General features: G+C 54.3%; 33 protein-coding genes and 1 other RNA gene. 6 read left to right on the forward strand and 28 right to left on the reverse strand.

The features are described 5' to 3' along the window. Window positions 1-11: 11 nt before the first annotated feature. The 23 genes from QU667_RS06140 to QU667_RS06250 form a co-directional block, all read right to left on the reverse strand. The gene (locus QU667_RS06140; protein WP_304986347.1) at window positions 12-1,817 is read right to left on the reverse strand and encodes a phage terminase large subunit family protein; all 1,806 of its coding nucleotides are present in this window, start codon (window positions 1,815-1,817) and stop codon (window positions 12-14) included. Then, complete coding sequence (locus QU667_RS06145; RefSeq protein ID WP_304986348.1) at window positions 1,798-2,289, reverse strand: hypothetical protein; 492 nt, start codon at window positions 2,287-2,289, stop codon at window positions 1,798-1,800. The genes QU667_RS06140 and QU667_RS06145 overlap by 20 nt, the downstream gene beginning before the upstream one ends. 578 nt (window positions 2,290-2,867) lie before the next feature. Next, window positions 2,868-3,374 (reverse strand): hypothetical protein, encoded by a 507-nt coding sequence (locus tag QU667_RS06150; protein WP_304986349.1) that lies wholly within the window; start codon window positions 3,372-3,374, stop codon window positions 2,868-2,870. Window positions 3,375-3,465: 91 nt separating this feature from the next. Continuing rightward, entirely contained in the window at window positions 3,466-3,858 is a 393-nt protein-coding gene (locus QU667_RS06155; protein ID WP_304986350.1) for a single-stranded DNA-binding protein, read from the reverse strand. Continuing rightward, the gene (locus QU667_RS06160) at window positions 3,855-4,301 is read right to left on the reverse strand and encodes a DNA N-6-adenine-methyltransferase (RefSeq protein WP_304986351.1); all 447 of its coding nucleotides are present in this window, start codon (window positions 4,299-4,301) and stop codon (window positions 3,855-3,857) included. Before QU667_RS06160 ends, QU667_RS06155 begins: the two co-directional genes overlap by 4 nt. A 411-nt stretch (window positions 4,302-4,712) precedes the next feature. After that, the gene (locus QU667_RS06165) at window positions 4,713-5,453 is read right to left on the reverse strand and encodes a phage antirepressor KilAC domain-containing protein (protein ID WP_304986352.1); all 741 of its coding nucleotides are present in this window, start codon (window positions 5,451-5,453) and stop codon (window positions 4,713-4,715) included. Between the two features lie 68 nt (window positions 5,454-5,521). Continuing rightward, window positions 5,522-5,956, reverse strand: coding sequence for a DUF1064 domain-containing protein (locus QU667_RS06170; RefSeq protein WP_304986353.1), 435 nt, complete (start codon window positions 5,954-5,956; stop codon window positions 5,522-5,524). Window positions 5,957-5,970: 14 nt separating this feature from the next. Next, window positions 5,971-6,777: a phosphoadenosine phosphosulfate reductase family protein gene (locus QU667_RS06175; protein WP_304986354.1), complete on the reverse strand. Its 807-nt coding sequence runs from the start codon at window positions 6,775-6,777 to the stop codon at window positions 5,971-5,973. Between the two features lie 12 nt (window positions 6,778-6,789). Next, on the reverse strand, window positions 6,790-7,089 hold the full coding sequence (locus QU667_RS06180; protein WP_304986355.1) for a hypothetical protein: 300 nt from the start codon (window positions 7,087-7,089) through the stop codon (window positions 6,790-6,792). 1 nt (window position 7,090) lies between these two features. Beyond that, window positions 7,091-7,846: an ATP-binding protein gene (locus QU667_RS06185; protein WP_304988421.1), complete on the reverse strand. Its 756-nt coding sequence runs from the start codon at window positions 7,844-7,846 to the stop codon at window positions 7,091-7,093. A gap of 4 nt (window positions 7,847-7,850) precedes the next feature. After that, window positions 7,851-8,672 (reverse strand): phage replication initiator YdaU family protein, encoded by an 822-nt coding sequence (locus QU667_RS06190; protein WP_304986356.1) that lies wholly within the window; start codon window positions 8,670-8,672, stop codon window positions 7,851-7,853. A gap of 4 nt (window positions 8,673-8,676) precedes the next feature. Beyond that, complete coding sequence (locus QU667_RS06195; protein ID WP_304986357.1) at window positions 8,677-9,330, reverse strand: putative HNHc nuclease; 654 nt, start codon at window positions 9,328-9,330, stop codon at window positions 8,677-8,679. Further along, a complete protein-coding gene (locus tag QU667_RS06200; protein WP_304986358.1) occupies window positions 9,327-10,013 on the reverse strand; it encodes an MBL fold metallo-hydrolase in 687 nt (228 codons plus the stop codon). The genes QU667_RS06195 and QU667_RS06200 overlap by 4 nt, the downstream gene beginning before the upstream one ends. Window position 10,014: 1 nt before the next feature. Beyond that, complete coding sequence (locus tag QU667_RS06205) at window positions 10,015-10,887, reverse strand: recombinase RecT (RefSeq protein WP_304986359.1); 873 nt, start codon at window positions 10,885-10,887, stop codon at window positions 10,015-10,017. Then, window positions 10,865-12,859 (reverse strand): AAA family ATPase, encoded by a 1,995-nt coding sequence (locus QU667_RS06210; protein ID WP_304986360.1) that lies wholly within the window; start codon window positions 12,857-12,859, stop codon window positions 10,865-10,867. Before QU667_RS06210 ends, QU667_RS06205 begins: the two co-directional genes overlap by 23 nt. A 42-nt stretch (window positions 12,860-12,901) precedes the next feature. After that, a complete protein-coding gene (locus QU667_RS06215) occupies window positions 12,902-13,135 on the reverse strand; it encodes a hypothetical protein (protein WP_304986361.1) in 234 nt (77 codons plus the stop codon). Next, the gene (locus QU667_RS06220; RefSeq protein WP_304986362.1) at window positions 13,132-13,299 is read right to left on the reverse strand and encodes a hypothetical protein; all 168 of its coding nucleotides are present in this window, start codon (window positions 13,297-13,299) and stop codon (window positions 13,132-13,134) included. The genes QU667_RS06215 and QU667_RS06220 overlap by 4 nt, the downstream gene beginning before the upstream one ends. Then, on the reverse strand, window positions 13,296-13,613 hold the full coding sequence (locus QU667_RS06225; protein WP_304986363.1) for a LysM peptidoglycan-binding domain-containing protein: 318 nt from the start codon (window positions 13,611-13,613) through the stop codon (window positions 13,296-13,298). Before QU667_RS06225 ends, QU667_RS06220 begins: the two co-directional genes overlap by 4 nt. Next, the gene (locus tag QU667_RS06230; RefSeq protein WP_304986364.1) at window positions 13,606-13,788 is read right to left on the reverse strand and encodes a hypothetical protein; all 183 of its coding nucleotides are present in this window, start codon (window positions 13,786-13,788) and stop codon (window positions 13,606-13,608) included. The genes QU667_RS06225 and QU667_RS06230 overlap by 8 nt, the downstream gene beginning before the upstream one ends. A gap of 4 nt (window positions 13,789-13,792) precedes the next feature. Beyond that, entirely contained in the window at window positions 13,793-14,269 is a 477-nt protein-coding gene (locus QU667_RS06235) for an XRE family transcriptional regulator (RefSeq protein WP_304986365.1), read from the reverse strand. A gap of 53 nt (window positions 14,270-14,322) precedes the next feature. Beyond that, window positions 14,323-14,484 carry a hypothetical protein gene (locus QU667_RS06240; RefSeq protein ID WP_304986366.1) on the reverse strand — a complete coding sequence of 54 codons (162 nt, stop codon included), beginning with the start codon at window positions 14,482-14,484 and terminating at the stop codon, window positions 14,323-14,325. A 10-nt stretch (window positions 14,485-14,494) separates the two neighbouring features. Next, window positions 14,495-14,686 (reverse strand): hypothetical protein, encoded by a 192-nt coding sequence (locus tag QU667_RS06245; RefSeq protein ID WP_304986367.1) that lies wholly within the window; start codon window positions 14,684-14,686, stop codon window positions 14,495-14,497. Window positions 14,687-14,700: 14 nt separating this feature from the next. Beyond that, window positions 14,701-14,765, reverse strand: an RNA gene (locus tag QU667_RS06250) — hammerhead ribozyme type II. A 51-nt stretch (window positions 14,766-14,816) separates the two neighbouring features. On the opposite strand from QU667_RS06250, the gene QU667_RS06255 reads away from it, so the two are divergent. Beyond that, window positions 14,817-15,251: a hypothetical protein gene (locus QU667_RS06255; protein ID WP_304986369.1), complete on the forward strand. Its 435-nt coding sequence runs from the start codon at window positions 14,817-14,819 to the stop codon at window positions 15,249-15,251. A gap of 320 nt (window positions 15,252-15,571) precedes the next feature. After that, complete coding sequence (locus QU667_RS06260) at window positions 15,572-15,955, forward strand: hypothetical protein (RefSeq protein WP_304986370.1); 384 nt, start codon at window positions 15,572-15,574, stop codon at window positions 15,953-15,955. A gap of 203 nt (window positions 15,956-16,158) precedes the next feature. Here QU667_RS06260 and QU667_RS06265 read toward each other — a convergent pair whose 3' ends face one another. Next, the gene (locus QU667_RS06265; RefSeq protein ID WP_304986371.1) at window positions 16,159-16,305 is read right to left on the reverse strand and encodes a hypothetical protein; all 147 of its coding nucleotides are present in this window, start codon (window positions 16,303-16,305) and stop codon (window positions 16,159-16,161) included. A 209-nt stretch (window positions 16,306-16,514) separates the two neighbouring features. Between QU667_RS06265 and QU667_RS06270 the strand changes: the two genes are divergently transcribed. The 4 genes from QU667_RS06270 to QU667_RS06285 all read left to right on the forward strand — a co-directional run bounded on the left by QU667_RS06270 (window position 16,515) and on the right by QU667_RS06285 (window position 19,432). After that, complete coding sequence (locus QU667_RS06270) at window positions 16,515-16,970, forward strand: hypothetical protein (protein ID WP_304986372.1); 456 nt, start codon at window positions 16,515-16,517, stop codon at window positions 16,968-16,970. A 38-nt stretch (window positions 16,971-17,008) separates the two neighbouring features. After that, on the forward strand, window positions 17,009-17,461 hold the full coding sequence (locus QU667_RS06275; RefSeq protein WP_304986373.1) for a hypothetical protein: 453 nt from the start codon (window positions 17,009-17,011) through the stop codon (window positions 17,459-17,461). Further along, on the forward strand, window positions 17,434-17,829 hold the full coding sequence (locus tag QU667_RS06280; protein ID WP_304986374.1) for a hypothetical protein: 396 nt from the start codon (window positions 17,434-17,436) through the stop codon (window positions 17,827-17,829). The genes QU667_RS06275 and QU667_RS06280 overlap by 28 nt, the downstream gene beginning before the upstream one ends. A 151-nt stretch (window positions 17,830-17,980) precedes the next feature. Beyond that, a complete protein-coding gene (locus tag QU667_RS06285) occupies window positions 17,981-19,432 on the forward strand; it encodes a recombinase family protein (protein ID WP_304986375.1) in 1,452 nt (483 codons plus the stop codon). Between the two features lie 53 nt (window positions 19,433-19,485). Here QU667_RS06285 and rlmD read toward each other — a convergent pair whose 3' ends face one another. The 4 genes from rlmD to gatA form a co-directional block, all read right to left on the reverse strand. Continuing rightward, on the reverse strand, window positions 19,486-20,862 hold the full coding sequence (gene rlmD / locus QU667_RS06290) for a 23S rRNA (uracil(1939)-C(5))-methyltransferase RlmD (RefSeq protein ID WP_304986376.1): 1,377 nt from the start codon (window positions 20,860-20,862) through the stop codon (window positions 19,486-19,488). Window positions 20,863-20,879: 17 nt separating this feature from the next. After that, the gene (locus QU667_RS06295; protein ID WP_304986377.1) at window positions 20,880-21,545 is read right to left on the reverse strand and encodes an HAD family hydrolase; all 666 of its coding nucleotides are present in this window, start codon (window positions 21,543-21,545) and stop codon (window positions 20,880-20,882) included. A gap of 64 nt (window positions 21,546-21,609) precedes the next feature. After that, entirely contained in the window at window positions 21,610-23,049 is a 1,440-nt protein-coding gene (gene gatB / locus QU667_RS06300; protein ID WP_304986378.1) for an Asp-tRNA(Asn)/Glu-tRNA(Gln) amidotransferase subunit GatB, read from the reverse strand. Continuing rightward, window positions 23,046-24,512 (reverse strand): Asp-tRNA(Asn)/Glu-tRNA(Gln) amidotransferase subunit GatA, encoded by a 1,467-nt coding sequence (gatA, locus tag QU667_RS06305; RefSeq protein WP_304986379.1) that lies wholly within the window; start codon window positions 24,510-24,512, stop codon window positions 23,046-23,048. Before gatA ends, gatB begins: the two co-directional genes overlap by 4 nt. Window positions 24,513-24,520 lie beyond the last annotated feature (8 nt).

The raw sequence follows: 24,520 nt of genomic DNA on the forward strand, positions 1-24,520 counted from the left end.
CTCCTTTCATGTCAAAACCAATTCTTCCCCGCGCCGATCCAGTTGCTTTCTTCATTCTCCTGCTCCTGTGCGCGTGTTTCCTGCTCCTGCTCCATAAGATACCGCACGCCGATGATCTCGGCGGCGAGTGTGTTGTTTGTCTCGCAGTCGAGCAGGTGGTTCGCCGCGTGGGAGCTGATTTTTTCCCAGACAACGGAGACGCGCCCCTTCTTGTCGCGCTGCTCTACTCTCTGCTCGGCGCAAATCTGATCGGCGTATTCGCGCTCAATGTCACGGTAGACGTTCCAGCTGCCATGCGCACCTGCGTCAATCGTCATGCGCGAGGCGATGAAGTTCTTCATCTGGTTGGGGTCCATCGTGTAGAGACGCAAGCCAAAACCCGCCGCGCGCTTATCGAGGATGGTGACGTTATACCGCGATTTCAACGGCACGCTTGCGCCTTTCGTCGGAATAAGCACATCCATATGACGCGCACAGAAGCTATACACCTCGTCCGTGTTATACCCGGAGTCGATGCACGCAAGGTTGACGTTGCGTACAACGCCGTTCACATCGGCATAGTTCCGATTGATGACCGTCTCAAGGTCAGCCCACGTCTCCACGCGCCCCCAGTCAACAAGCCACGAGGTCAGATGTGCGCCCCATGCACGCACGGCAAAGTAGAAATGATCGAGCTGCACGTCGATCCCGCAGGTGAGCAGCTGCGCCTCCTCGGGCATTTGCCCGCGCTCGTATGGCAGTGCCTTCTCCATGACCACATCGGATTTCATCTTGCTGCTCTTGTCCTCCCACGGCTCAGCAAGCCACGAGTTGATGAAGTTCATGAGCAGCGCGGGTTCATCCTTGCTGGATATGAATTTCGCCGCAACGTCCCCGAAGGTCAGCCACGGCGAATAGAGAGAGTTCAGATGATAGGCGACCTTGTGCGCGCGCCCCTTGACCTTTACCTCGCCGCGCCATTCTCCCATGCGGAGCATAACGGGCTTGTGACGGTCGTCGATGGTCTCATGACAATGTCTGCATTCGTAGTACGCCGCCATCCGCGCCTCAGTCTCATCCGCGCCCTCCGCCCATTTGATCTGAGGAAATTCGAGCGTCTGCATCTCCCCGCAATGTGGGCACGGGACAAAATAGCGGTATTGAATATCTGCCGTCTCCCATCCCTGCCATATATTCCCCGTCTTGAGCGTCGGCGTTGAGACCTTGACGATCTTGCGATTGTAGAACGTCTTTGTTCGTTCGGCGGCAAGCTCCAACGGCCCCGCCTCCGCGCCCGTCCATTTCGGGAACTTGTCAATCTCATCGAAGAAGATATAGCGCACGGGACGGCTTGAGAGTTCCGATGGGCTGTTTGCGCCGACGAGAGCGATATACATATTGCCAAGCGAGAGTTCGAGGTCTTTGCTCCCGTGCTCATCGAACTTTTCCGCAAGTGCAGGTGATAGCTTTATCATCGGCTGCAGACGTTTTTCACTCGTGAACTTTGCCAGCTTTTCCGACGGGTAGACAACGAGCATTGGCGCGGGGTCTTGTGCGATGGCATAGCCGATCATGTTCTGCTCAGCGGCGGTCTTTCCGAGCTGCGTCCCTGCGCAGAACGTGATTTCGTGAATGAAATCATCGTTGAACGCATCCATGACCGCCTTGAGATATGGTGTTTTTGATGTGTGCCACCGCCCCGGCGCGGCGCTGTCCAATTCGGACAGGATGCGGTATTTGTCCGCCCATTCGGAGACGGTGAGTTTATCAGGGGGACGTAATATCGTGAAGATTTCTTGAATATATGCGGGGAGCGCATTATTTCCTTTTTTTGCCATATATGCCACTCTTCGAAAGCTGTTCTAACGCCTCCCGTATACAGCTGTCAACGATTCCTTTCGCTGCCGTTGCGGTTTCTAAATCCATACTATCCAACTCAGCAGCAACCCGATGTCCAATCGCAAGAAGACTGTTCTTGAGTGAAACCAACGCTAGCGTAAGGTCATGTGATATTTGTTCAACGGATACGTATTTCCCTTCCTGCACAGCAAGGCGGATTGCCTCCTGCTGCTTTTTGATCTCTTTCAAGTCCGCTTCTGCCTTCAGCTTGCGGACTTCGGGGGATTCTTTTCCCGCAAGCGCGTCCGTCTTATAACGCCACTCCATGACATCTTTGAGATTCCATTTCCCGCGCCCGGCTTTCGGTGCTCCATGCTTTGCCCAATCCGTCATAGTGTCGCGATGAACACCAAAAAATTCTGCCGCATCCTTCGTGCTATAAATAAATTTATTCGCATTTTCTTTTTGCATGTTTTCGCCTCCTTCTTATCTTAATCTCATTTGACGAATTGACGGATAATTTTTTTCGTTTTCACGCACACAAAAGCTGGGACTCGCAGACCCTCGTAGCCGCTTGCCCCTTGTAGTACCTGCAATGCCGGGGGGGTGTCCCCTTGAAAGAATCCACGCATGCGACGCTGTGAACGAGCCTTACCGTCTCTTCTCCTTATCGCTCTGCCTCTGTCTGCGTCCGCGCTGCTTCTGTGTCTGTGTCCTCTTCTTGCTCCATGCTCTGTGACAACGCAGATAGTCCTTGAGTGTCACGCGTTCCACCTCCACAGTATGCATCAACACAATACAAAAAGGACACCGCCGCAGCTGTGCCCTCCGAGCGCTTCCCACAGTACCGCGCTCTATACCCTATAAAATTTATATCTCCCGCCAACGACCTATAAAAAATCGCCGAATTTTACATCTCGCCCCACGAGAAAAGCCGCCTCGATTGAGACGGCTATTCCGTGAGATGTAGGAGGTACGGTAGCTTGAATTCATCTCCAAACTAACCACAATAGCATTTTAGCACCGAAAAGAGCGTTTATGGGAGGTATCTATTTAATTTTTTTCTGCTCAAGTTTTAGATATGCTTCGACAACACGGTCAATGATATATCGCCACATATCCTTAAGCACAGCCTCACCAACGAAGAACTCCGAGTTGAGGAATCGCTCCCGCATCACCTCACAGTATATCATCTGCGTGCGCACGAGCCACGCCTTACGTCCTCTGCCTGTCTTGTCGCGTGATGCCTTGCGCCGCGCATCCAGAAATATCCGCTTGCGCTCGGATAGTCCCCGCTCTACGAACTCCACCGCACGCAGCCATGTATAGGCAGGATAGGTCTCGTCAAACTTCACACCACGCAGAGCCTCTGCCTCTGTTGGATGCCCCGGCAGATTCCCACCACCGCCCTGTACGTTGTTCCCCCGTACATACTCCTCACGCTTTAGGCGATAGGCTTTCAGTTCCTCCGTATAGTTCAGCAGCATGGATTCTGCACGTTTCCGATCCTCTCGAATTTCATCTGCCATCTGCAAGGCTACGTCATTCTCAAGCAAAGTATTTCCTCCCATCTCATCATTTTGTTACCGCCGCCAATATGTCCATACGCACCAAAAGAGCGGTACTGCGCCGCTCTTTTTCTGTCCCTCAAAACGGAATATCCTCATCCGGCACAACCGCCCCGGGGTACTCATCCGCACGTCCCGCACTGCCGCCCGCCGCGTCCCTTTTGCTGTCACAGAACTCCATGCTGCCAACAACAACCTCTGTCACATAGCGTTTCGTTCCGTCCTTCTCGTAGCTGCGCGTCTGGATGCGTCCCTCCACGGCGATCTTCTGTCCCTTTGAAACATACTGACTGATCACCTCGGCGAGCTTTTCCCATGCCACGCACGAGATAAAATCCGCCTGATGATTCCCGTCCGCGCTTCTACGCCTATCAATCGCCAGCGTAAACGAGGCGTAAGCCTTCCCCCCGCTCTGCGTATACTTTACATTCGGGTCTCGCGTCAGCCGCCCGATTCCTACAAAGTGGTTCATTTGGATTCCTCCTGAATTGTCTTCCGTGAGAACACCACAACAGCACTCGGAAACGGCGCACTGTTTTTTGCGCCGCCAAATTTCAAGCGCCCTCGGATAAATCGAAGGTCATTTGATTTCAGACAATAGTCCTGAAACCATCGTGTGTCCGTTCGTGCCGGCAGGAGGCATACAACCGTCGCCCTTCCTGTACGCCCCGCATGATAGGCTTTCTCCACCCATCGTCCGATCTGTCGTCCATACGGCGGATTCATGAAGCAGACACCCTCCCACCTCATAGAAAGGCCGTCGTCTTTCGGCGTATAGTACCGCTCGCATTTGGCGTTCTCAGGCAATGCACAAACATCCAGATCGAACCCAAATTCCATATTCAGCTCATCGAAAAAATCCTGCGGGGTTTCCCAAAGATCTGTGTTGCTCGACATCATTCCCGCATGTATCATTCCACACCTCCTGTTTCACAAATCCTCCGTGACGCAAAACACAATCACCGCCACAAGAAGAACCGCCGCCGGAAAATCCACGTCACACCCGCAGAAACCCGCGCCGCATCGCGCTGTACTGTCCGTAACTTATGCCCAAAGCCCGCGCTGCTTGCACTGCATTCAAAAGCTCCTGCGGGTCTCTCCGAATGCGCTTCTCCGTTTTCTCAGGCGGTAAAAACTGTATGTCCTGTTCACGCTGTTTCTCACGTGCGGCCTTTCTGCACGATGGGCATATATGATATTTACTCTTCGTTTCAAACACCTGTCCGCACTGCGTACAAACTTTCTTTCCCGCTGTGCGGCATTCAGCACAGGTCTTTGCCCCGTATTTGCTTTCAAATGTGTTGCCGCATATACGGCACGCTTTTTTCATGTCGTTGCCTCCATTGCGAACTTGCCCACGAAATAGATCTGCCCTTTGCCCGTCGCCTTCGGTGTCTTGCTGATGGAGGTGTGCCCGTCCGAATGATTGACCGTCGTTTCCTTGATGACAAACAGTCCCATGTTCATAGCTCTCTGCGTCGGCATGTTGTAGTCCGTCCCTTGACGGCTCACCAGATACCCGTTCTTGCGCATCCACTGAAAAAGCCGATTCTGCCCCATATCAACGCCGTTCTGCTTGATAATTTTGGCAAGTTCCCCGATGAGGATTGTCGTATGGCTTGCGCTCACTGAATCCGCAAAGAGGACCTTCGGGCGGTCACGCGCAATCTGCTCCGTCGCCTCTGCAAGCTGCGCCTGTACGCCGTCAAGCATCTTCTTCGAGAAGAGGAGTGCACGCGCCATGACCTTTTCGGGACTGTTCCATTCCTCCTCCACGCGGATAAAGTACAGACGCGCTTCCTTGCCCCTTTCGGTGCGCTGAAGCATCGCCAGCTCCTTTGCCATGGAGAGCGTCATGAGATGGTCGATGGAAGGTCGTCCCATCGCCTCATTGGTTTTACTCAAATTTGAGTAAAAGTCCACGCCCTCTGTAAATCCGTATTCACACATACGTGCGAACCAATCGTTATACCGCGTCTGCACCTCCAAGAACATGTGAAGCTGCCGCCCGCTGATCTTCACTTCCCCGTTCTCGTTATCGAAAATCGGGGCGATTGCGTTTGTCATTTCTTCTCCTCCTTCATGCGCACAAACTCCTCAATCCGTACCGTTGTTCCGCTTCACCTTGTACGCCATCACCGCACCTCCCGAAAGAAAATATCCTTCTTGCGCATCATGTGCAGGAACAACTTTTTCCGCAGCAGATAGTCCCGCGTCCGCATCCCCTTCACCTCGATCACCTCGCTGTGTCCGTCGGCGTAGGTGACGAAAAAGTCCGCCGTGTAGGTGATGGGACGCTGCTTCTTTCCCGTGTTGTCCACGAACCCCGCAAGGAGCGTGTAGGTCGGTTGGAAGCCGATGCTCACGATCTCCCCCGCCCGTTTCTGTGCGAGCAGTTCCAGATACACCTCCGCCTCCCGCCTGCTGTCAAAGGTGCGCCCGCACACCGTTGTTTTCCGCGCATGGTACTTGTTCGGCTTTTTCCGCTGCGTATGCAGGAGACGCATCACATTCCCGACCGCCTCCCGTGCTGTCGGATCGGGCTTCTTGCACGGTGTGTATTCGTCCATGTCGTTACCTCCTTTCAAACGCTGCTCTCGTCCATCCGCAGACCAAAGAGCGTAATCTGATCGTCATTCTCTTGGATACGGTTATCCTCGCCCATCCACCAACGCATGACCTCTGCGCCTGTCTCCCACTGCGTCGGATATCCATCCGCCCGCCGCTTGTCGATCATCCGCTGAAATGCCGCTTCGTATGCCTTTGCATACTGCGGCCAGCGGGCGGCATCTCTCCTCATCCCCGCCGTCCCCTGATAGGGACACATGATACACCCGAGACGTTTCTTTCCCTCGTCATAGAGCTTACAGTATGGCACATTGTAGGTATGTATATACTCCCACACGTCCGCATCCGACCAGTCGATGATCGGATGGAGGTATCGTCTCGTTTTGTGTCTGGTGCATGTCTCTGTCATCTGCCGCTTGGCTCGTTTGGCGGATTCTGCATGACGCACTCCGGTGACCACAAATCGCTTTGCTCCACCGCCTTCTTTGAGAACTTGGCAGCAGTAACGCATAAGTCTGGTTGGAGGCAAACGCTTTTCGACGATCAAGTCCCACATTGTCTTTTTGGGCTTGTTACGCCCTTCCCACGCCTCGGGGTATTTTTTACGAACGAACTGCACCAGTTCGGGCGGGTCAACCGTCGTGACGTTATAGTGCGCGTCGTATTTGACACCCGCCCGCTTGCACAGGTCGAGAACTACACAGCTGTCCTTTCCGCCCGAGAATGCGACATAGTACCCTTCGGGCGGCTCATGGAGGCGTAGGCGGTTCATGGCAACGTTTACTTTGTCCACTTCACCGAAAATGGTCTGTTCTTTCAGCACATCGCCACCTCCTCAGAAGTACCCGCGATCCTTGTTCTTCTCGTTCACCATCCGATGCAGGTCGCCGCGCTGTTTCTCATCGAAGCCGAGCACGTGAATCCATGAAACACATGTATGAATAACATTCGTGAGTTTTTCCGCAAGACGCGCTTCATCATCGCGATCTACACAATCAAAGAACTGTTCAATGTATGCCACTTCTTTAATGACCTCATACACGCCCTTGCTCAGTTCCATCCCCCACGCTTCAGCATCTGCAACGTCGAACATGTCGTACGGCTGCGGCTTCGTCATGTCAATCTCCTGTGCCATCTCAGCACGCTCCTTTCATGCGATAATCTTTGCCCCGTATCTCTACCCTCTCGCACATCTCGTAGATGCGCGACATGATCCGCTGTCCCTGCATATCGTCAATCACGTTGCCGTCTCTATCCACTGTTGCCATATGTGCGATGACCTGCGTCGGGCTGTAGTTACTTGTCACAACGGTCTGTAAGCACTCGTTGTACCTGTGGTTCACGATGCAAAAGAGCTGTTCGCCCACCCACTCCGTCATTTTCTCCGCACCGAGATCGTCCAGCACGAGAAACGGTGCATTCTTCACCGCCTGTACCGCCTCCGAGGTCGTCCCGTCCTTGAACGATCTGCGGATGTCTGCCATGAGGTCAGGAACGGAGGCAAAGAGCACAGGGCTTCCCGCCCTTGCCCGCTCGTTGGCGATGATGGCCGCGAGCTTGGTCTTGCCCGTGCCTTTCTCGCCGTGGAGAAACAGCCCCTTGATCTCGTCCGCGACCATCATGTGTGCTGCATCGACCGCGTCCTTGTTTGTCGCCGTAACAGTATAATCTGCGAACGTGTCCCCCTCGTACGCCCTAGGAATACGGGCAGAGGCAAAGAGCCGTGAGATGCGCAGACGTGCCAGACGGTTTCGCTCGTGGCGGCACCGCCTGAGAGCGTGGCAGAAACGCCCGTCATGGACTTCGACGACGGGAATCATGCCCTGAGAGGGCTGCTTACAGACCTCTCCCGTGCATCCCTTGCACCGTTCCTGCGCACGCTCAATGTCCACAATCTCATCCCGATGCCGCCTGATCTCCTCCGCCGGGAGGTCGTAGCTTCCACGGAGGGATGTAGTCGCGGTCGGCTTCGGCGAAATCCGGATACCGTTCTTCAAGAGCCGCGCGGCGATTGTCCCTGCCTGTTCCATGCTGTCTCACCTCCTGTTTCAGCGGGAAAAATCCCAACCACCCACGCATGACAGTCTCGTTGACAATGGCAATTTTCTCTTCGTCAGTGCTTGACAGCTTATCGAGCTTAGAGAGATTGAGCCGTAATGCCCGTTTCGTCAATGATCTGCCCTTCTCCCTTCGCATTTCAACGAATCCACGAAGAGCTTCAAGAAGCTCCGCATTATCCGTGTAGGATTCCAAGCAGGATTCCAAAAGAGAATCGAGAGTATTTTCTTTTTTGCATTTTTCTTTTTTAGTCTTAGTCATTGTCTCTTGTCTATATATGTGTGCAGTTTGTGGTGCAGTATTTAGTGCACTATTTGATGCAGTTTCCAGTGCAGTTTGTGGTGCAGTATTTAGTGCATTTAATGCACCCTCTTCTTCACACATATCATTCAGACGATAGAGGGTCGGTTGACCTTTTTTTCCTTGCTTGAAATCGATGAACCCCAGTCTCTTGAGGAGGTTCCTGTTCTCGATGAGGGTATGGGCACTATTTAGTCCGACTTCCAACATTAGTCTCTGATTTGTCGCCCCGAACCATTCCGTCCAGCCGGCGCGGTTGTTTATGAGAAACAGCCTGAAATAAAGCGCTTGGGCTACGGGCGGGACTAATCCCACGCTAGAATCAGAGTAAGATTTTAGAAGTGTCATATACTGCCGCATACATTCACCTCGCTTTCAGGCGATACACATCCGCGATCCGCTCATCGATCTTCACAGGCTCAAGGAAATACCGCCGCAGAAAAGCCTCCTGCCCGATGCTGTGTATCTCCGTATGGTGCTCCCTGCAAAGGGGAAGCGCACGCATCCCGATGTGACATATCTCCTTGCGGTCACGCCCCATCCCCACAACATCGACATGATGCAGGTCTGCCTTTCTGCCGCAGACCGCACACCGCCTGTTCATGAGGCACGCCCACACATAGCGAGGGATGTCCTCGGCGAGCGCGTAGAGCGGTTCTCCCACGTCCACGCCGTGAAGCAGACAAAAGTCAATGAGATACGTGATGAAAAGCCTCGCGATCGTCATGTCGCAGTCCGAGAGTGAGAATGTGCGCCGCAGTGTTTCCGCCTCTCCCACAAACATGAGCTTGAGCATTTCCTTCATCGCCTCAACGGGCGTATACCCCCACCATGCGGCGATGTAGGAGATGAGGACGTAGGCCTTGCGCCGCTGCTTTGCGCTGATGCGGCGTTTGTCCACGAACTCCACACCGACGCTTTCGTGACAGCCCTCGGGCTTCCTCTGTCCCGCAGGATAGGGGACGTAGACCATTGCGCCCCCCTCCGCTTCCTTGACGACGTATCCGACGAGTATCATGCGATATAGACCTCTGCACCCGTTTCCTGCTGCACCAGCTTCTTGAACCTCTCCGCATCGCTGCTCATGTCCGAGAGATGCAACAGGTAAATCTGCCGCACCTTCGTCATGTCGTTTGCCCGCAGGAGGTCAAGCAGGGTGCCGATGCTCATGTGCGTCTGTGCAACGCGCTCGGCAAGCGAGAGGGGGACTTTCTCATCTCTCACGTTCCCGATCATGATGTCCTCATCGTAGTTCGCCTCGATCATGATGTGCGTAAGACCCGTAAACGTGTATCTCACATACGCGCTGTCGGTGATGTAGACGAGCTTTTCCCCCGTCTCCTCTGATGTCACCTGATACCCGTAGCATGGCACGTCATGCTCTGCCATAAAGGGCAGAATGCGCATTGTCCCGATGGTATGTTCCTTGCGGGCGGTAAGTTCCTGCACGCCCTCATACACTCCTGCGACATCGGCGTTGCTGTAGACCGCAATGCCCCGCCGGAGGAGTTTCGGGATGGCCGCCGCATGGTCGCCGTGACGGTGCGTCACCAGACATCCGTCAATGCTGCTTGTCCGAAAGCTGCACCCGATCTGGATGCGCCGAAATGGAATTCCTGCGTCAAGGAGGAGGCGTGTCCGCCCATCCCCGATGAGATAGGAGTTTCCGCTGCTCCCCGACGCGATTACCCGGATGTCCATATCAGAAGCTCATGCCCGCATAAAGCCCTGCGCTCGGCGGGGCTGACGCAGCTGCTGCGGCGGGGGCAACAGGCTCGGTTTCGACGGGCGGCGGAGACGATGCCTTTCTGTGCGGTGCGGAGGTGATTGCCCGCGTCTCCTCTCGCACATCCGCAGCAGCTTCGACGGTCTGTACGGGCGGTGTCACATTCTGCGGCTGTTCGATCTGCGGGATAAGCGCCTCGGTGTTGGCATTGCGGCGGATTTCCTCGGCAAACGGCTCTTTCATGATGGTCTGCGGGGTGACGTCGATGGTGTCTTTCACTTCGTCATCGGTCTGCAATCCCATGGACAGCTCGGGCGCGGTGGTACGGATGAGCCACGATGCCGCTCGATAGCGCAGCATCTGATCGGGCATGGTCTTCCACTTGCTGCCGTCCTTGTCGAACCACCTCTCTTTCTTTGCAATTCCGATGGTAACCTCCGGTCCCTTGAGGATTTCGCCCGTGGACTTTTCCTTTGCCCATGCGATCACCCCCTGTGTGTCCGTCCCCTTCTTTCCCGTTTCCTCGTAGCGGATGGATTCATACCTGCCGCACTGGTTGAACATGGCGATCATGAATTTGCTCGACCAACTCGGCGTGCCGTAGACGACATAGAGGTTCTGCATGACCATGAGGGGGTCTGCGCCGAGCCTTTGCGCCATGTTGAGCGCGATGACGCAGTTGCCGAAGTTGTCCTTGCCTTGGAACTGTTTCGGCACGAGGGTCGAGCTGACAAACATATTCGCCATGCGCTGCAGGAGGGCGAACCCTTCCGAGCTCTGGAATCCTGCTGTGACGCCCATCGGGGCGGTTGTGACCATCTGCATTTCATTTTCCGTTGCCATTGCCATTTTCTTCTTCCTCCTGTTCCTTGACCTCTACGCTGATTTCCTCATCCCCTGCCGATACGATGAAGCGGATGAACTGCCCGTCAACGGCAAGCGGCTCTGTGACGCTCTCGCCCTGATCCATGAGGACGGGCAGATGTACGCCGTAATGCTTCATGAGCGTTGACACAATGTCCAGTTTTGCGCTCACCTGTGCAGCGTAGTTCACGCTGCGGTACTCCACCCATTCGCCCGCTTTGTTCGCGATCATCGGCTCGCAAATTTCCTTCAAGCCGCCGTTTATTTGCTCACGGAAGAGAATGAATCGGATGAACTTGAACCGGCTGTTGATGCTGTCCGTCACCATCCGCGCCTTGGTGCGGATGAACTCTTCGCACAGGTGAAGCCCCTGCTCAATGTATTCCACCTGCTCTGCGGTATCCTTGAGTTCCTGCCGCAGCTGCCCGACGCGCCTCCGGCTGTCCTCGGATGCCTGTGCCTTTGCAATCCGCAGGTTGACCGCCGCAATTTCCTCTCTGACCGACGCAATGTCACGGTCGTAGCCGCTTTTCACGCCGTCCGCCGCACTCGCATGAATGCGCTGACGGTCACGCAGTTCCTCCATGCGTGCGGTGATGTCCCTGTATGCTGCCGTTTCCTCGAAGGGCGGCGGCGTGGTGATGATTGCCTTGAGCGATCCAATACCATTCTCCATCTCACGGACGGTATTCTCCATCGCCGTAATGTCCGCCGCCTGTGTGTCGATCTCAACGGTGAGAGCGTCGATCTTGCCCTTGCTGCACGTCTGTCCCCGGCGGTTGATGTCCTCCTTCTGTTTGGACTGCCCCTCATGGAACGCCGCCCGCATTTTCTCCACCTGTTCGGGGGGCATCTGCTGCCCGCAGGTCGGGCAGACCTCCGCGCCCGCATTCCATTTCTGCGCTGCAACAGCGGCGTATGCCTCCATCAGGTTCTTGCGCTGTTCCTGCATCCGTGTGAGGGCGCGGAGGTTGTCTTTGTGTTTCCGGCGAAGTGTGTCCAGTCTGTCCGAAATCTCACGCCGATCTTTGGTCATGCGGTCAATCTCCGCACTCAGTTCCCTGTTCGCCGCCGTACTCTGCTCAATGTAGGCGGCACGCTGCTTGGCAAGGTCTACTTCAAGTCCCGCAAGCGCGGCGCGTGCCGCCTCCTGCTTGCCGTCCTCCGTAGCGAGGGAGCGTTTCTGCTCCTCCAACCCCGCTTTCTTTTCTTCCAGACGGCTCAATTCTGCGTTCAGAGCATCCACGTCCGCGACGTTCTCCACGACATTCTTGCTCGCCTCATCGATGCGGGCGGGGATCGTCTCAAGGTCTTTGTTCAGCTTCTTTTTCTGTTCGGTGGCGATCTTCTTCCACTGCGCGACGGTATAGTGCCTGTCCTCCGTTCCCGGCATGAGAAAGAAATCTTCGATGCCTTCCAGTTCCTCATTGGCGGCGATGACATCCATGTCCGTGAATTCTCCTGCCATCTCAAAGAGGATGCGCCGCTTCTCATCCGTCTTCATCGTGTCCGCGAAGTACCCGAGCACCATCAGCATTTTCACGCGCTCGATGTCAATCCCGCAGGCAGTCTCAAGTACCTCTGTGTACTCTTTCTTCTTGTGCTTCACGCCGTCCACGTAGTAGTCCGTGACGTTGCCGGTGAACTCCTCCGCCGCCGAGCCGCGTTTGCGCGTCCACTTCTCGTAGAAGTCCTTCGCAAGGGTGAGCTTCTGCCCGTTTGGAAGCTCGACGGTCATGCTCGCCTTGTGGTTCAGTCCGTGCGTCCCCTCGGTCTTTGGCGTAAAGTCCGCCTCATCCGTCATGGGGCGGTCGATCAGCAGCCAGCAGATCGCATTGGCGATGGTGGTCTTGCCCGTCCCGTTTGCACCGAGCACATCCGCGTCCTTGCCGTTGAAACTTACGGTAAGGTTCTTGATGCTGCGGAAGTTCTCAAGTGTAAGGCTCAGTATCTTCATTTGCGATTCCTCCTCATCCGTGCTATACTCACGTTGAAAATCTTATTTCTCTGCGCCCTGTGCGGTGACCGCCGCCTCGGGCGCTTTTTCTTTTTCCGCCTCCTCCTTGTTCAGCTTCTCCATAAGTGCCACCGCCTCTGCCTTGTCCCGCCTCCACGCACCTGCGTACGTGCGGTTGCCGATTTGGTCGTCTGCGTCCATATCCTTGAGGCGGTACACCTGATAGATCTTCTTCCCACCGAGATACTGACTTCGGATCTTCCACGCGCTCTTCATTCTGCCTCCTCCCTCGCATTCCGCTCCCACGCCGCCTTAGCCGCATCATCCCACGTATCGTAGAGCCGTATGTCCACCTCCTCCACGCCGTCCACGATGCGGAACACGCGCCACATGGGCAGATTCTTTGTCACCAGCTCGCGCCGTGTCTGCCATTTCGTCATTCCTCTTCCCCCTTCACCCAATACGTCACCTTGATCTCATCGCCGGGGTAAATCTCCCCGCGCCGCTCCACGAGCCACGGATTGTTTTCCTCCATCCCCGCCTTGTACTCAAGGATGTAACGTTTCGTCCCCGTGTTCTTCGCACAGAACTCCTCCGCGATGCCCCAGATCGTATCACCGGGGCGCACCGTATAGACCTCCTCCACCAAAACGACATTCTTCCCATCGTCCCACGAATTCATCGCCCCTGCAAAAAATACCGCCGCCGCAATGAATGCGCCGCTGATAACGAAGGGCTTTACAAGCTCACGCATTTGCTGCCGCCTCCTTCTCTCTCTGCATCCGTTTCGTGGCGCGGAGGACAATCTCGCCGACACGCTCGAAGACCTCGAGGCCCTCCGGCGTGATTGGCAGCCGTTCACCGGGCTTCAGCACTCTGCCGTCCTTCATGATGTGGCGGATTTTCCAGTTGATCTTTTGTGCCGCCATTCCTTCACCTCCTCTTGTCGAGATAAATCTGAATCTCAAGTGCTACTGTGGCAATCCGCTGGATACCGATCAACAGGTGCTCCATCTGCGGTACTTCGTCCGCCGTGAGTGTGCCGTCCTGCGCAATCCGCAGCAGCTCCTTGTCAGAGTCCCTGATCTGCTCGAGCGCGTTCAGGAACTTCACCGTGATGCGGTCGAGCTCGTTCAGCTCCGCCCGTGGGACGGTGCGCTGTCCGATGGGGCAGCACTGTGAACAGTGGAAGTTCAGGAGCTCCGGCGCGTGATATGCATCCGCCATCAGAAGGACTTCCTCGGGGTACGGGTTCAGCGTGCCGATCTCGATCCGCTGCATCCGCTTTCGGTCGATGCCCGTCTCCTCGCTCGCGCCCTCGCGGCTGCTCAGACGTTCGTTCTTTTCTGCTGCTGCCATGCGGGCTAAATAGTACCTGCTGGCTGCCGTAGACGGGGCTACTTTGGTCATAGTCTGCTTCACCTCCTTGGGGTACAATAGAGGAAAAGAACGTCTTCTCCCCCTCATGCCCGCAGTAATTCCAGCCACATACCGCTCAGGATAAAGTTCGCAAGGCAAAGCGTAACGATGATGACGATGCCCGGTGCGCTCCAGTCCATGTAAAGAACGTCAAGTGTAATAAACGTGGCGGCAACTGCCACCCAGAACAAAAACAATCGTTTCATCTTCTGTCTCCTACGCCACGGCGGCGTTCATCTGTGCGATGCGTGCTCCGTCCATCAGCCCCTTGCAGTACGCCCACGCCGCCATGTGCAATGCTTTCTCCATCATCTCACTTGCGCCGAAGGAACGAACCGCACGGGCGGCTTCTATCACGGCGACCGCCTCCTTCGTCTCCTCCTGCACGCGCTCCTCAAACCTTTTCATGTCCTCACCTCCCCTGTGACCTGCCATCATCAGCGCAGGACGGTCATTCCCTGCGGACGGGCGCACGCCCGTTTCGGCTTTTTCCCTCGTTCCTCCTGTGGTAAAATGTCCACGAGAAGGAGCTGATTAAATGACGAAAGAAATGAAAGATACTGTTGTGTGGGCGTTCCGAAAGTCGCCTGTTCAGTCGTATAAAGCTCTATCAACGGTAGGAGACTACCTGCTTTGTCGGGCACTTGATGATACAACGCCCCATATCCCCCTCATTGGTGTCAAAACAGGTGAATTTCACGACCCTGACGGCACGATTCACCCCGTATTCAGTAACGGGAGTCTCCTTGCCCGAAAACTTTCTGCAAACGGTTTTTCCGATACAGATGTTTTTCGGCTGACCGAGTATGGCGAGGATGTTCTGTATCAGATAGAAAAAGACAGAAATCTTATCGTTCAACAGGCACAGGCTATTCGCTATGCAAAACTTTCCTTCATTGCCACCATCATTATTGGGGTTATCACCACATTATTAACAGGTGTACCGCTAATATGGCGATATTTATTCCCGTAACAACAATCGCTGCGCGAACAATCTGTCCCGGCGGAGCATCCTCCCACCAATTCCAAAACTTCCGTAACAATGCCATCTCTCTCACCTCCTCCGCTCGTCGGGGGCTTTTCTTTTCCCTCTCCCCTAAATAACAATTTAATTGTTATTTTTCTCTATATTATACAATCAAATTGTTTTTGTCAATATTTTCTCTTGTGCTTTTTACAATTTAATTGTATAATTCTTGAAAAGGAGGGATTTAGTTGTCTATCAACCAACGAATCAAAACCCTGCGTAAAGAGCAAGGTTTGAATCAGCGGGAGTTTGGCGATAAAATAGGGTTGGGGCAAGCTGGTGTCAGTAGATTGGAGCAAGAAGGCATTGTCGTCATCGACCAGAACATCCGCCTGATCTGCGATACGTTCCACATCCGCGAGGAGTGGCTGCGCACAGGCGAGGGCGAGATGAGGTCGGACGAGGAGGACGCGATTCTCGAAGCCTTCGTCAAGCGGTACGATCTCACCCCCGATGAGAGAACCACCGCACGCTATATGCTGCGCCTCTCCCCCGATCAGCGTGCCGCCGTCCTCGCGCACGTCAAGGCTCTTGCCGCAGAACTCACTGCCACGAAAGAGCCGCGCCCCACGCCGATGACCCCGGAGCAGATCGAAGCCGAGGTGGAAAAGTTTCGCGCCTCCCTCATCGCCGAGCAAAACACGCTCTAGCCGTACCGCTCAAAGTGCTGCCTTCTACCGCCGCATGATGTACCGCGCCCAGCGGTACGCCAGAACAACGAGCAGTCCGTAAAACACCATCCCTAACACATGATCCAAAACCGCGAGTCCGTCCATACGCTCCTCCTTGACAATCTGTCATCGTTCTTATATGATGAGGTGGCAAGGGGCGTTTGCACGCCCCCGCTCATCGGTTAGTGGTTTGCTTCGCGGATGAACTCAATCATCGCGCGAATCAGTCCGATGATGGCAGTTGCCAGAGCGATTATGGCGAGAATCAGCTCTTCACGGCGACTGCCTTTTTTCTTGCGCTTTTTGCGCTTCGGCTTGTTCCTACTCAATTTTTCACCCCTTTTTGTGTTGTTATACACATGATAACACACAAAATAACGCTAGTCAACACGTTTTTATATTTCTTTTTGTGTTGAAATACATATTTTTTTATGTTATCCTTAAGCAAAGGAGGAAATCGAAAATGGCATTGAAAGACCGCTTGCGCGAGGTACGAAAGGCGCAACCACAGAAAATGTCACAAAGCGCTTTTGCCGAAATGCTTGGAACAAAACGCGATACCATAGCGAATTATGAGGGCGGGAGGGTAGAACCAACCGACACATTTATTCAACTGCTCTGCACAAAGTTCCATATCAATGAGCAGTGGCTTCGCACAGGCGAGGGCGAGATGAGGTCGGACGAGGAGGACGCGATTCTCGAGGCGTTCTCCAAGCGGTACGATCTCACCCCCGACGAGCAGACTACCGCACGCTATATGCTGCGTCTTAGCCCCGAGCAGCGTGCCGCCGTCCTCGCGCACGTCAAGGCTCTTGCCGCAGAACTCACCGCACAGGTGGACGCTGCCAAACGTGCGGAATCCGCCGCCAAGGAGCAGCGCACCATGACGGACGAGGAGATCGAAGCCGACGTAGCCGCCTATCGTGCCGCCCTCATCGCAGAAAAAGAGGCTGCGTCAGCCTCCTCCTCTGGAAGCGTCGCAAAAAGGGCATAAAAAAACGCCCATGACGGGCGCATGAAGGAGGTGAGAGGATGAAGGATGATAGAATCGAGTATGACGATGTTCTCTCTGTACTTCGTAAACTTTTTGGGATAGTCGTTATATCATTCTCTCTTGCAGCGTCAATTCAGCAACTGTTTCTTCCGGGGGGCATTACCGAAATAACAATCATCATGATACTGTCCTTTTGTATCGTGGGACTATTGTATTATATGCTCTGTTTGCTGAAAAAAATCAATCAATTTGCCGATAGGTATGCTTCACTGAAAGACGAGTGTGTAAAAATAAGTGAAAAGCACAAGGCGCTTTCCGAGCAATTCAAGGAAAAGACGCGTACAATCGACCTTATTTCACACGATTTTTCTTTGGTAGCCCCCATCATTGATATGATGGCTATCCAACAAGAGAAAAGTGAGCATACAAAAGTTCTCAATCATGTTAAGGAGGTAATCCTAAAATGGAGCAATCCGATTTCAAGGTCATAAAAATCATTGATGAACATTCGATTGTCATCAACGGAGGCTATGAGCAGGGAGTAAGCAAGGGGCAAGAGTTTGAAATCTATATTATCGGAAAGATGGTTAAAGATCTTGACGGCAAGGAACTCGGCACTCTTGATATGATAAAGGCATATATTAAAGCGGTTCACGTTTTTGAAAACATGAGCGTCTGCAAAAACGCCGAGATGCAGCCGGCTTCATCCATTGCACTCATGCTTTCTGCAAGTCAAAGCCTCATGAAACAGATTCACAGTCGGTTGCCGGTAAACGTTGAAGATATATCGGGCGGTTGGCCGGCGGGGGTAAATAAAGAAATTTGTGTCGGCGATTCTGTTCGCCTGAGCCACGGATAATGCAACAAACAAAATAAAAACGCCCACCGTGTTGGCGCACGATGAGCGGTGAAGCAGGTCATTCCCCGTAGGGAGATATACCAGCCGTCGCAAGCACAGTATATCACACCTTCGGGGCTTATTTCTACTGAAATTCATCGGAGGTGATTTTTTGTCCAAGCATAAACACGCCGCTCTCTACATCCGAGTATCAACGCAGGAGCAGGCAAAGGAGGGCTACTCCATCGAAGCCCAGACCGAGCGGTTGACGGCATACTGTAAAGCGAAGAGCTGGGCAATTCACGACGTATACACGGACGCTGGCTTTTCCGGCTCAAATACACAGCGTCCTGCTCTGCAGCAGCTCTTTGCCGACATTGACGCGGGACATGTGGACTGCGTGCTTGTCTATAAGCTGGATCGCCTGTCCCGCTCGCAGAAGGACACGCTTTACATGATAGAAGATGTCTTTCTTTCGCACAATGTCGATTTCGTGTCTATGCAAGAGAATTTCGACACGTCCTCCTCGTTCGGGCGTGCGATGATTGGGATTCTCTCGGTCTTTGCCCAGTTAGAGCGTGAGCAAATTCGTGAGCGCGTGACAATGGGACGTGCGGAACGTGCAAAAGCGGGGCTTTGGCATGGCGGCGGCTATCGTCCGTATGGATATGATTATGTAGACGGGCATCTTGTCGTGAATGCGATTGAGGCGGTCATGGTGCGCGAGGTGTTCGATCTCTTCCTCAAGAAAACGCCAATCAACGCCATTGCCGCCATCATCAACGAGCGTTACGGTCGCTCCCTCGGACACTCCGGAATTCGCTCGATGCTCGAGATGAAGCTCTACCTCGGTCTGATCTCATGGGAGGGGAACACCTACGAGGGCGAGCATGAGCCGATCATTGACGAGGTGACGTTCAAGCGGGCGCAGGTGCTTCTTGCTGACCGTCGGCGTATTGCGGCATCAAAGCCCTTCCCTTTTAAATCCAGAAACCTTCTCACGGGACTTATGCGCTGCGCCAACTGTGGGGCGAGCTATTTCGCAAATGGCGCGTGTTCCGGACACGCACCAAATAAAAAATATCGACCATACTATTTTTGTTATTCTCGAGCTAAAGCAAATCGGAGCAAAGTCATTGACCCGAACTGCAAGAACCCCGCCTATGCCGTCGTTGATCTGGATGCGCGGATCGTTGGGGAGATTGCGCGTATCGCACATGACCACGCGTATTTTCAAAAGCTGCGCACGCAAGAGCGTCAGCGTCCCTCTCGCTCCGATACGGATCGTACGGCACTCATGCAGCGCATCGACGAGCTCGACCGTCAAATCTCGCGCGTTGTGGATCTCTACCAGCTCGGTACAATCAGCATTCACGAGATCGGACAGCGCACGCAAAAACTTCAAGCGGAGCGAGATGCCCTGCAGACGACTCTGAACAATATGGAAGTACAGAAAGAAGACACGCGTCTCTCAGAGGAGAAGGCTCTGTCTCTCCTCTCCTCCTTTGACGCCGTGATAGAGACGGGTGAAATGGACGAGAAAAGAGAACTCCTGCAGGAGCTTATCAAGGAGATTGTCATTCTCCCAACGAAGGGAGAACTGGATATTGTCTGGAATTTCTGACACACAAAAAGCCCCGCAGCTCTCTTTCGGGCTGCGGGGCTTTGTCGTAGGATTTACAAAAGGTCGCGTCGGACTATTTTCGTGAGACATTCCACGTGCGAGGTCTGCGGAAAGAGATCCACGGGCTGAACTTCCTGTGTTTCATAGCCGAGCTCATTCAAAATGGCAAGATCTCGTGCGAGTGTGGCGGGATTGCAAGAGACGTAAACGATGCGCTGCGGTTTCATATTGGCGAAGGTGCGGAGGACGGTTTCGGTGCAGCCGGCACGCGGTGGATCGACGACGACGACATCAGGTCGGATGCCCTGTTTGTAGAGCGCGGGCATGACGGCAGTCGCATCGCCGACGATGAACTCGGCATTTTTCACATGGTTGTCGCGGGCGTTTTTTCGTGCGTCGAGAATGGCGGGCTGTACGATTTCGATGCCGTAGACTTTGCGTGCCCGCTGCGCTAAAAAGAGCGTGATCGTTCCGGTACCGCAGTAGGCATCAATAACGGTTTCTGTTCCGTGGAGATCGGCATAGGAAAGCGCCTGTTCATAGAGCCGCTGCGCTTGCTGCGTATTGACCTGAAAGAAGGACCGCGGGGAGATGTGGAAGTTCAGCCGCCCGAGAGAGTCGATGATGGTCGGCCGCCCCCAGAGCAGACTGGTGTCGCGCCCCATAATGACATTGTTGCGGTAGGTCTGGATGTTCTGGTGGACACCGACAAGGTTCGGCAGACGCTCACGCAGCATCCGCACAAAATCCTTGGCACGTGGCAGCCGCTTTGTCGCCGTGACAATAACCGCCATGAGATCGTTGCTGCGTCCGACGCGCCCGACAATATGGCGCAGAACGCCCTTGTGGGTGTCCTCGTTATAGACCGGAATGTGGAGCTGCTCTGCAATCTCGCGTGCAGCATTTGCAAGGTCATTGTTCTCCGCACGCTGGATGTGGCAGTTTTCCGTATTGATAATCGTATGACTTCCCTGCGCAAAGCATCCAACGACGATCTTCCCTTTGTGGATACCGATGGGAAACTGCATCTTGTTCCGATAGTTCCACGGCTGCTCCGCCCGCAGCGTCTCCCTCACGGGGATCTGTGGCAGTTTGCCGATATGGATCAATGCGTCTACGACCTGTGCACGTTTCACATCCAGTTGAGCTTCATAGGAAAGATGCTGCAGTTGGCAGCCGCCGCAGTCCTCATAGATTTCGCAGATAGGTATGATGCGGTCGCAACTTGCCCGCAGGATTTCCTTGATACGCCCACGTGCATAGCTGTTCTTTACCTCCTCTATGATGACGGAGACGGTTTCGCCGGGGAGTGCATTCGGGACAAAGACAGTAAAATTCTCGTATCGTCCGACGCCCTCCCCGCTTGTCCCGAGACGTTCCACTCGAAGTTCATAGGTCTGCCCTTTCGAAACCGGAATAGCGTGCCGCATGTGTTCTTTCTGTTTTTTCACTCTGCAAACATCACCTTTTCAAATAGTTCCATCGGGTGTGTCAGGAGAACATCTGCCCCATGTGCGACGAGTTCTTCCTGCGGGCGAAATCCCCAGAGGACACCAACCGCGTACGTTCCTGCATTGCGCGCGGTATCCATGTCCACAGCTGTATCGCCGAAATATGCCGTCTGCGCGCCCCTGACACCAAGGTTCTTCATTATATGAAACACCTTGTGTGGATTCGGTTTGCGCGGCAAACCATTCTGATCGCCAAGCACTTCACAAAACGTATCGGACGGAAACAATGCCTCAACAATGACTTCCGCCGCAGACTGATGTTTGTTCGTGCATACTGCCATGGGGATACCGCGCCGTCGAAGCCCGTTCAGCATATCCATGACACCATCATACGGTCTCGTCTGATCCAGCAGATGTGCAGCATAGTATTCCTTGTATGCCGCCATAAAGTCATCGACAAATGCGGTGTCCTCCGCACGTCCCTGCGGCAAAACCCGCTCAATGAGTTTGCGCGAACCATCGCCGACAAAATAACGATAGTTCTCCAGATCATGTATGGGAAAGCCGTATACACGAAGAACTGCGTTGACACTGTCCGCAAGATCATTCAGTGAGTTGACAAGCGTTCCGTCCAGATCAAATATGGCAGCTTTATACCGCATGGAGCAATCTCCTCTCTTTGACAAAAACAGTCTTTCCCATATGGAAAAGACTGTTTCAGTTTACTCAGCCAAGTTTTTTTGTCAAGAGTTCGTTGACCATCTGCGGGTTCGCCTTACCCTTGGACTGCTTCATGACCTGCCCAACGAGCGCACCGATCGCCTTCTTGTTGCCGCCCCTGTAGTCCTCAACCGCCTTGGCATTCGCGGCGATGACCCGATCGACAATGTCCTCGATCTCCTTCGTATCCGTGATCTGGACAAGCCCTTTATCCGCAACAATTTTCTCGGGTGCATCGGGCGATGTCCACATCTCCTTGAACACAGTCTTTCCGATCTTCGAGGAAATCGTCCCCTTCGAGATAAGCAGGATCATCTCACCGAGACGCTTTGCATCAACGGGCGATTCCTCAATCGTCTTGCCCTCGGCATTGAGATTCTTTGCGAGATCGCCCATCAGCCAGTTTGCCGCGAGTTTCGCATCCGCGCCTGTCGCCGTAATGGCATCGTAGTATTCCGCCATCGCGCGTGAACTTGTAATGATGCCCGCATCGTATGCGGAGAGCCCCGCCTCCTCCATCAGACGAGAACGGCGTGCATCGGGCAGTTCGGGAAGCTCCTTGCGGATCGTCTCGATCTCCTCCGCGCTCGTTACAATCGGCGGCAGATCCGGCTCCGGCATATAGCGGTAGTCATGCGCCTCCTCTTTGCTGCGCATGGAGAGGGTGATGCCGCGCTCGGGATCCCATGTACGCGTTTCCTGAATGATGTGACCGCCGTCCTCAAGCACCTCTGTCTGACGCTCGATCTCGTAGTTGATGGCATCCTCAAGAGCCTTAAAGGAATTGATGTTTTTCATCTCCGTACGCGTACCGAGTACATCCGAGCCGACAGGACGCAGGGAGACGTTGATGTCCGCGCGGAGATTCCCCTCCTCCATGCGGCAGTTGGAGACATCAATATACTCCATGATGGTCTTGATCTTCTCCATATAGGCGCGTGCCTCCTCCGCCGAGGACATATCCGGCTCGGAGACAATCTCAAGCAGGGGAACTCCCGTACGGTTGTAGTCGACGTTGGACGAAGCCGAATCCTTGATCGTCGTGCCGGAGTGCACGAGCTTTCCCGCATCCTCCTCCATGTGAATACGCGTCAGACGAATGCGCTTCTTTCCCGCCTCTGTGTCGATATCCACCCAGCCGTGCTCGGCAATCGGAAGATCAAACTGAGAGGTCTGAAAGTTCTTTGGAAGGTCGGGATAATAATAGTTCTTGCGGTCGAATTTGCTGTATCCGTTGATCTCGCAGTTTGTCGCAAGCCCCGCCTTGATGGCGTAGTTTACCACCTGACGGTTGACGACAGGCAGAACGCCGGGAAGTCCGAGGCAGACGGGACAGACGTGCGTATTCGGATCCGCGCCGAATCCCGTCGCACAGCCGCAGAAAATCTTGGTCTTTGTCTTGAGTTCGCAGTGAATCTCAAGACCGATGACGGTTTCGTATTTCATGCCCTTCCTCCAATCGGCGCCAGTTTCGTATGGAAATCGTGAGCCTGTTCATAGGCATACGCAGCACGCAGGATCGTCTCCTCGGCGAGCGGGCGTCCGATGATCTGAAGTCCGATGGGCAGCCCCGAAACGGTAAAGCCGCAGGGCACAGAGATGCCGGGAAGTCCCGCAAGATTGACCGGAACGGTCGAAATATCCTGCAAATACATCTGCAAGGGACTTGTCATCGCACCGATCTTGTAGGCGGGGGTCGGTGCGGTCGGTGTCATGATCACATCGACATCCTCGAACGCACGCGTGAAATCCTGCTGAATCAGAGTCCGCACCTTGAGTGCCTTGAGATAATAGGCATCGTAATACCCCGCAGAGAGCGCATAGTTGCCGATGAGGATGCGGCGTTTGACCTCTGCACCGAACTTCTCCGTACGCGTGCGCGTCATCATATCGACGAGGTCTTCCCCATCCACGCGTGCGCCATAGCTGACACCGTCATAGCGTTCGAGGTTGGTCGCCGCCTCTGCAGGGGCAATCAGATAATAGGTGGAAACAGCATAGTCCGTATGCGGGAGGGAGATCTCTCTGACCTCCGCGCCCATCGCCTCCAAATTTGAAATTGCCTTGCGGACAGATGCCTCCACCTCACTGTCCATCCCTGCAACGAAATACTCCTTCGGCAGACCGATTTTAAGTCCCTTTACATCACTCTGCAATGCCTTTGCATAGTCCGGCACATCCGCCCTGCTTGCGGTCGAGTCCATGACATCGTGCCCTGCAATGACGTTCATGAGATGCGCAGCATCCGTGACATCGCGTGTGAGGGGGCCAATCTGATCAAGGGAGGAAGCATACGCCATAAGTCCGTAGCGGGAGACGCGTCCATAGGTCGGCTTCAGTCCGACGATGCCGCAGAACGAGGCAGGCTGACGGATCGAGCCGCCCGTATCGCTGCCAAGCGCCCAGATCGCCGAACCTGCGGCAACTGCCGCCGCACTGCCGCCCGAAGACCCCCCGGGAACACGTTCGGTATCCCACGGATTATGCGTCAGATGATACGCCGAGTTCTCTGTCGAACCGCCCATCGCAAACTCGTCAAGATTTGTCTTGCCGAGGATAACGGCATCTGCATCGTGCAGTTTCGTCATGACCGTTGCATCGTACGGCGGGACAAAGTTCTCAAGGATCTTCGAGCCTGCCGTCGTACGCACGCCCTTCGTACAGATATTGTCCTTAACCGCACCCGGTATGCCCGCAAGGAAGGGAATCTTCTCCCCTGCCGCAAGCTTTCCATCCACGCGATCCGCCTCGGCAAGTGCCTCCTCACGCATTTCACAAAGATACGCACCGATTTTGTTCTCCACAGCATCCATACGGGAAAAAACATTCTCGGTCAGTTCGTGTGCGCTGATCTCCTTGCGCATCAGCATATCGTGAAGGATATGCGCCGGTTTTTCATATAGACTCAAAACAGCTC

Origin of the sequence: Selenomonas dianae, from assembly GCF_030644225.1 — a bacterium.
Classification (GTDB): Bacteria; Bacillota; Negativicutes; order Selenomonadales; family Selenomonadaceae; genus Centipeda; species Centipeda dianae.

Bases quoted from the DNA above. Each gene is read 5' to 3' on its own strand.
- QU667_RS06140 (WP_304986347.1), bottom strand. From the start codon at position 1,817: ATGGCAAAAAAAGGAAATAATGCGCTCCCCGCATATATTCAAGAAATC.
- QU667_RS06145 (WP_304986348.1), bottom strand. From the start codon at position 2,289: ATGCAAAAAGAAAATGCGAATAAATTTATTTATAGCACGAAGGATGCG.
- QU667_RS06155 (WP_304986350.1), bottom strand. From the start codon at position 3,858: ATGAACCACTTTGTAGGAATCGGGCGGCTGACGCGAGACCCGAATGTA.
- QU667_RS06160 (WP_304986351.1), bottom strand. From the start codon at position 4,301: ATGATACATGCGGGAATGATGTCGAGCAACACAGATCTTTGGGAAACC.
- QU667_RS06165 (WP_304986352.1), bottom strand. From the start codon at position 5,453: ATGACAAACGCAATCGCCCCGATTTTCGATAACGAGAACGGGGAAGTG.
- QU667_RS06170 (WP_304986353.1), bottom strand. From the start codon at position 5,956: ATGGACGAATACACACCGTGCAAGAAGCCCGATCCGACAGCACGGGAG.
- QU667_RS06180 (WP_304986355.1), bottom strand. From the start codon at position 7,089: ATGGCACAGGAGATTGACATGACGAAGCCGCAGCCGTACGACATGTTC.
- QU667_RS06190 (WP_304986356.1), bottom strand. From the start codon at position 8,672: ATGCGGCAGTATATGACACTTCTAAAATCTTACTCTGATTCTAGCGTG.
- QU667_RS06195 (WP_304986357.1), bottom strand. From the start codon at position 9,330: ATGATACTCGTCGGATACGTCGTCAAGGAAGCGGAGGGGGGCGCAATG.
- QU667_RS06200 (WP_304986358.1), bottom strand. From the start codon at position 10,013: ATGGACATCCGGGTAATCGCGTCGGGGAGCAGCGGAAACTCCTATCTC.
- QU667_RS06205 (WP_304986359.1), bottom strand. From the start codon at position 10,887: ATGGCAATGGCAACGGAAAATGAAATGCAGATGGTCACAACCGCCCCG.
- QU667_RS06210 (WP_304986360.1), bottom strand. From the start codon at position 12,859: ATGAAGATACTGAGCCTTACACTTGAGAACTTCCGCAGCATCAAGAAC.
- QU667_RS06215 (WP_304986361.1), bottom strand. From the start codon at position 13,135: ATGAAGAGCGCGTGGAAGATCCGAAGTCAGTATCTCGGTGGGAAGAAG.
- QU667_RS06220 (WP_304986362.1), bottom strand. From the start codon at position 13,299: ATGACGAAATGGCAGACACGGCGCGAGCTGGTGACAAAGAATCTGCCC.
- QU667_RS06225 (WP_304986363.1), bottom strand. From the start codon at position 13,613: ATGCGTGAGCTTGTAAAGCCCTTCGTTATCAGCGGCGCATTCATTGCG.
- QU667_RS06230 (WP_304986364.1), bottom strand. From the start codon at position 13,788: ATGGCGGCACAAAAGATCAACTGGAAAATCCGCCACATCATGAAGGAC.
- QU667_RS06235 (WP_304986365.1), bottom strand. From the start codon at position 14,269: ATGACCAAAGTAGCCCCGTCTACGGCAGCCAGCAGGTACTATTTAGCC.
- QU667_RS06240 (WP_304986366.1), bottom strand. From the start codon at position 14,484: ATGAAACGATTGTTTTTGTTCTGGGTGGCAGTTGCCGCCACGTTTATT.
- QU667_RS06245 (WP_304986367.1), bottom strand. From the start codon at position 14,686: ATGAAAAGGTTTGAGGAGCGCGTGCAGGAGGAGACGAAGGAGGCGGTC.
- QU667_RS06255 (WP_304986369.1), top strand. From the start codon at position 14,817: ATGACGAAAGAAATGAAAGATACTGTTGTGTGGGCGTTCCGAAAGTCG.
- QU667_RS06270 (WP_304986372.1), top strand. From the start codon at position 16,515: ATGCTTGGAACAAAACGCGATACCATAGCGAATTATGAGGGCGGGAGG.
- QU667_RS06275 (WP_304986373.1), top strand. From the start codon at position 17,009: ATGAAGGATGATAGAATCGAGTATGACGATGTTCTCTCTGTACTTCGT.
- QU667_RS06280 (WP_304986374.1), top strand. From the start codon at position 17,434: ATGGAGCAATCCGATTTCAAGGTCATAAAAATCATTGATGAACATTCG.
- rlmD (WP_304986376.1), bottom strand. From the start codon at position 20,862: ATGCGGCACGCTATTCCGGTTTCGAAAGGGCAGACCTATGAACTTCGA.
- QU667_RS06295 (WP_304986377.1), bottom strand. From the start codon at position 21,545: ATGCGGTATAAAGCTGCCATATTTGATCTGGACGGAACGCTTGTCAAC.
- gatB (WP_304986378.1), bottom strand. From the start codon at position 23,049: ATGAAATACGAAACCGTCATCGGTCTTGAGATTCACTGCGAACTCAAG.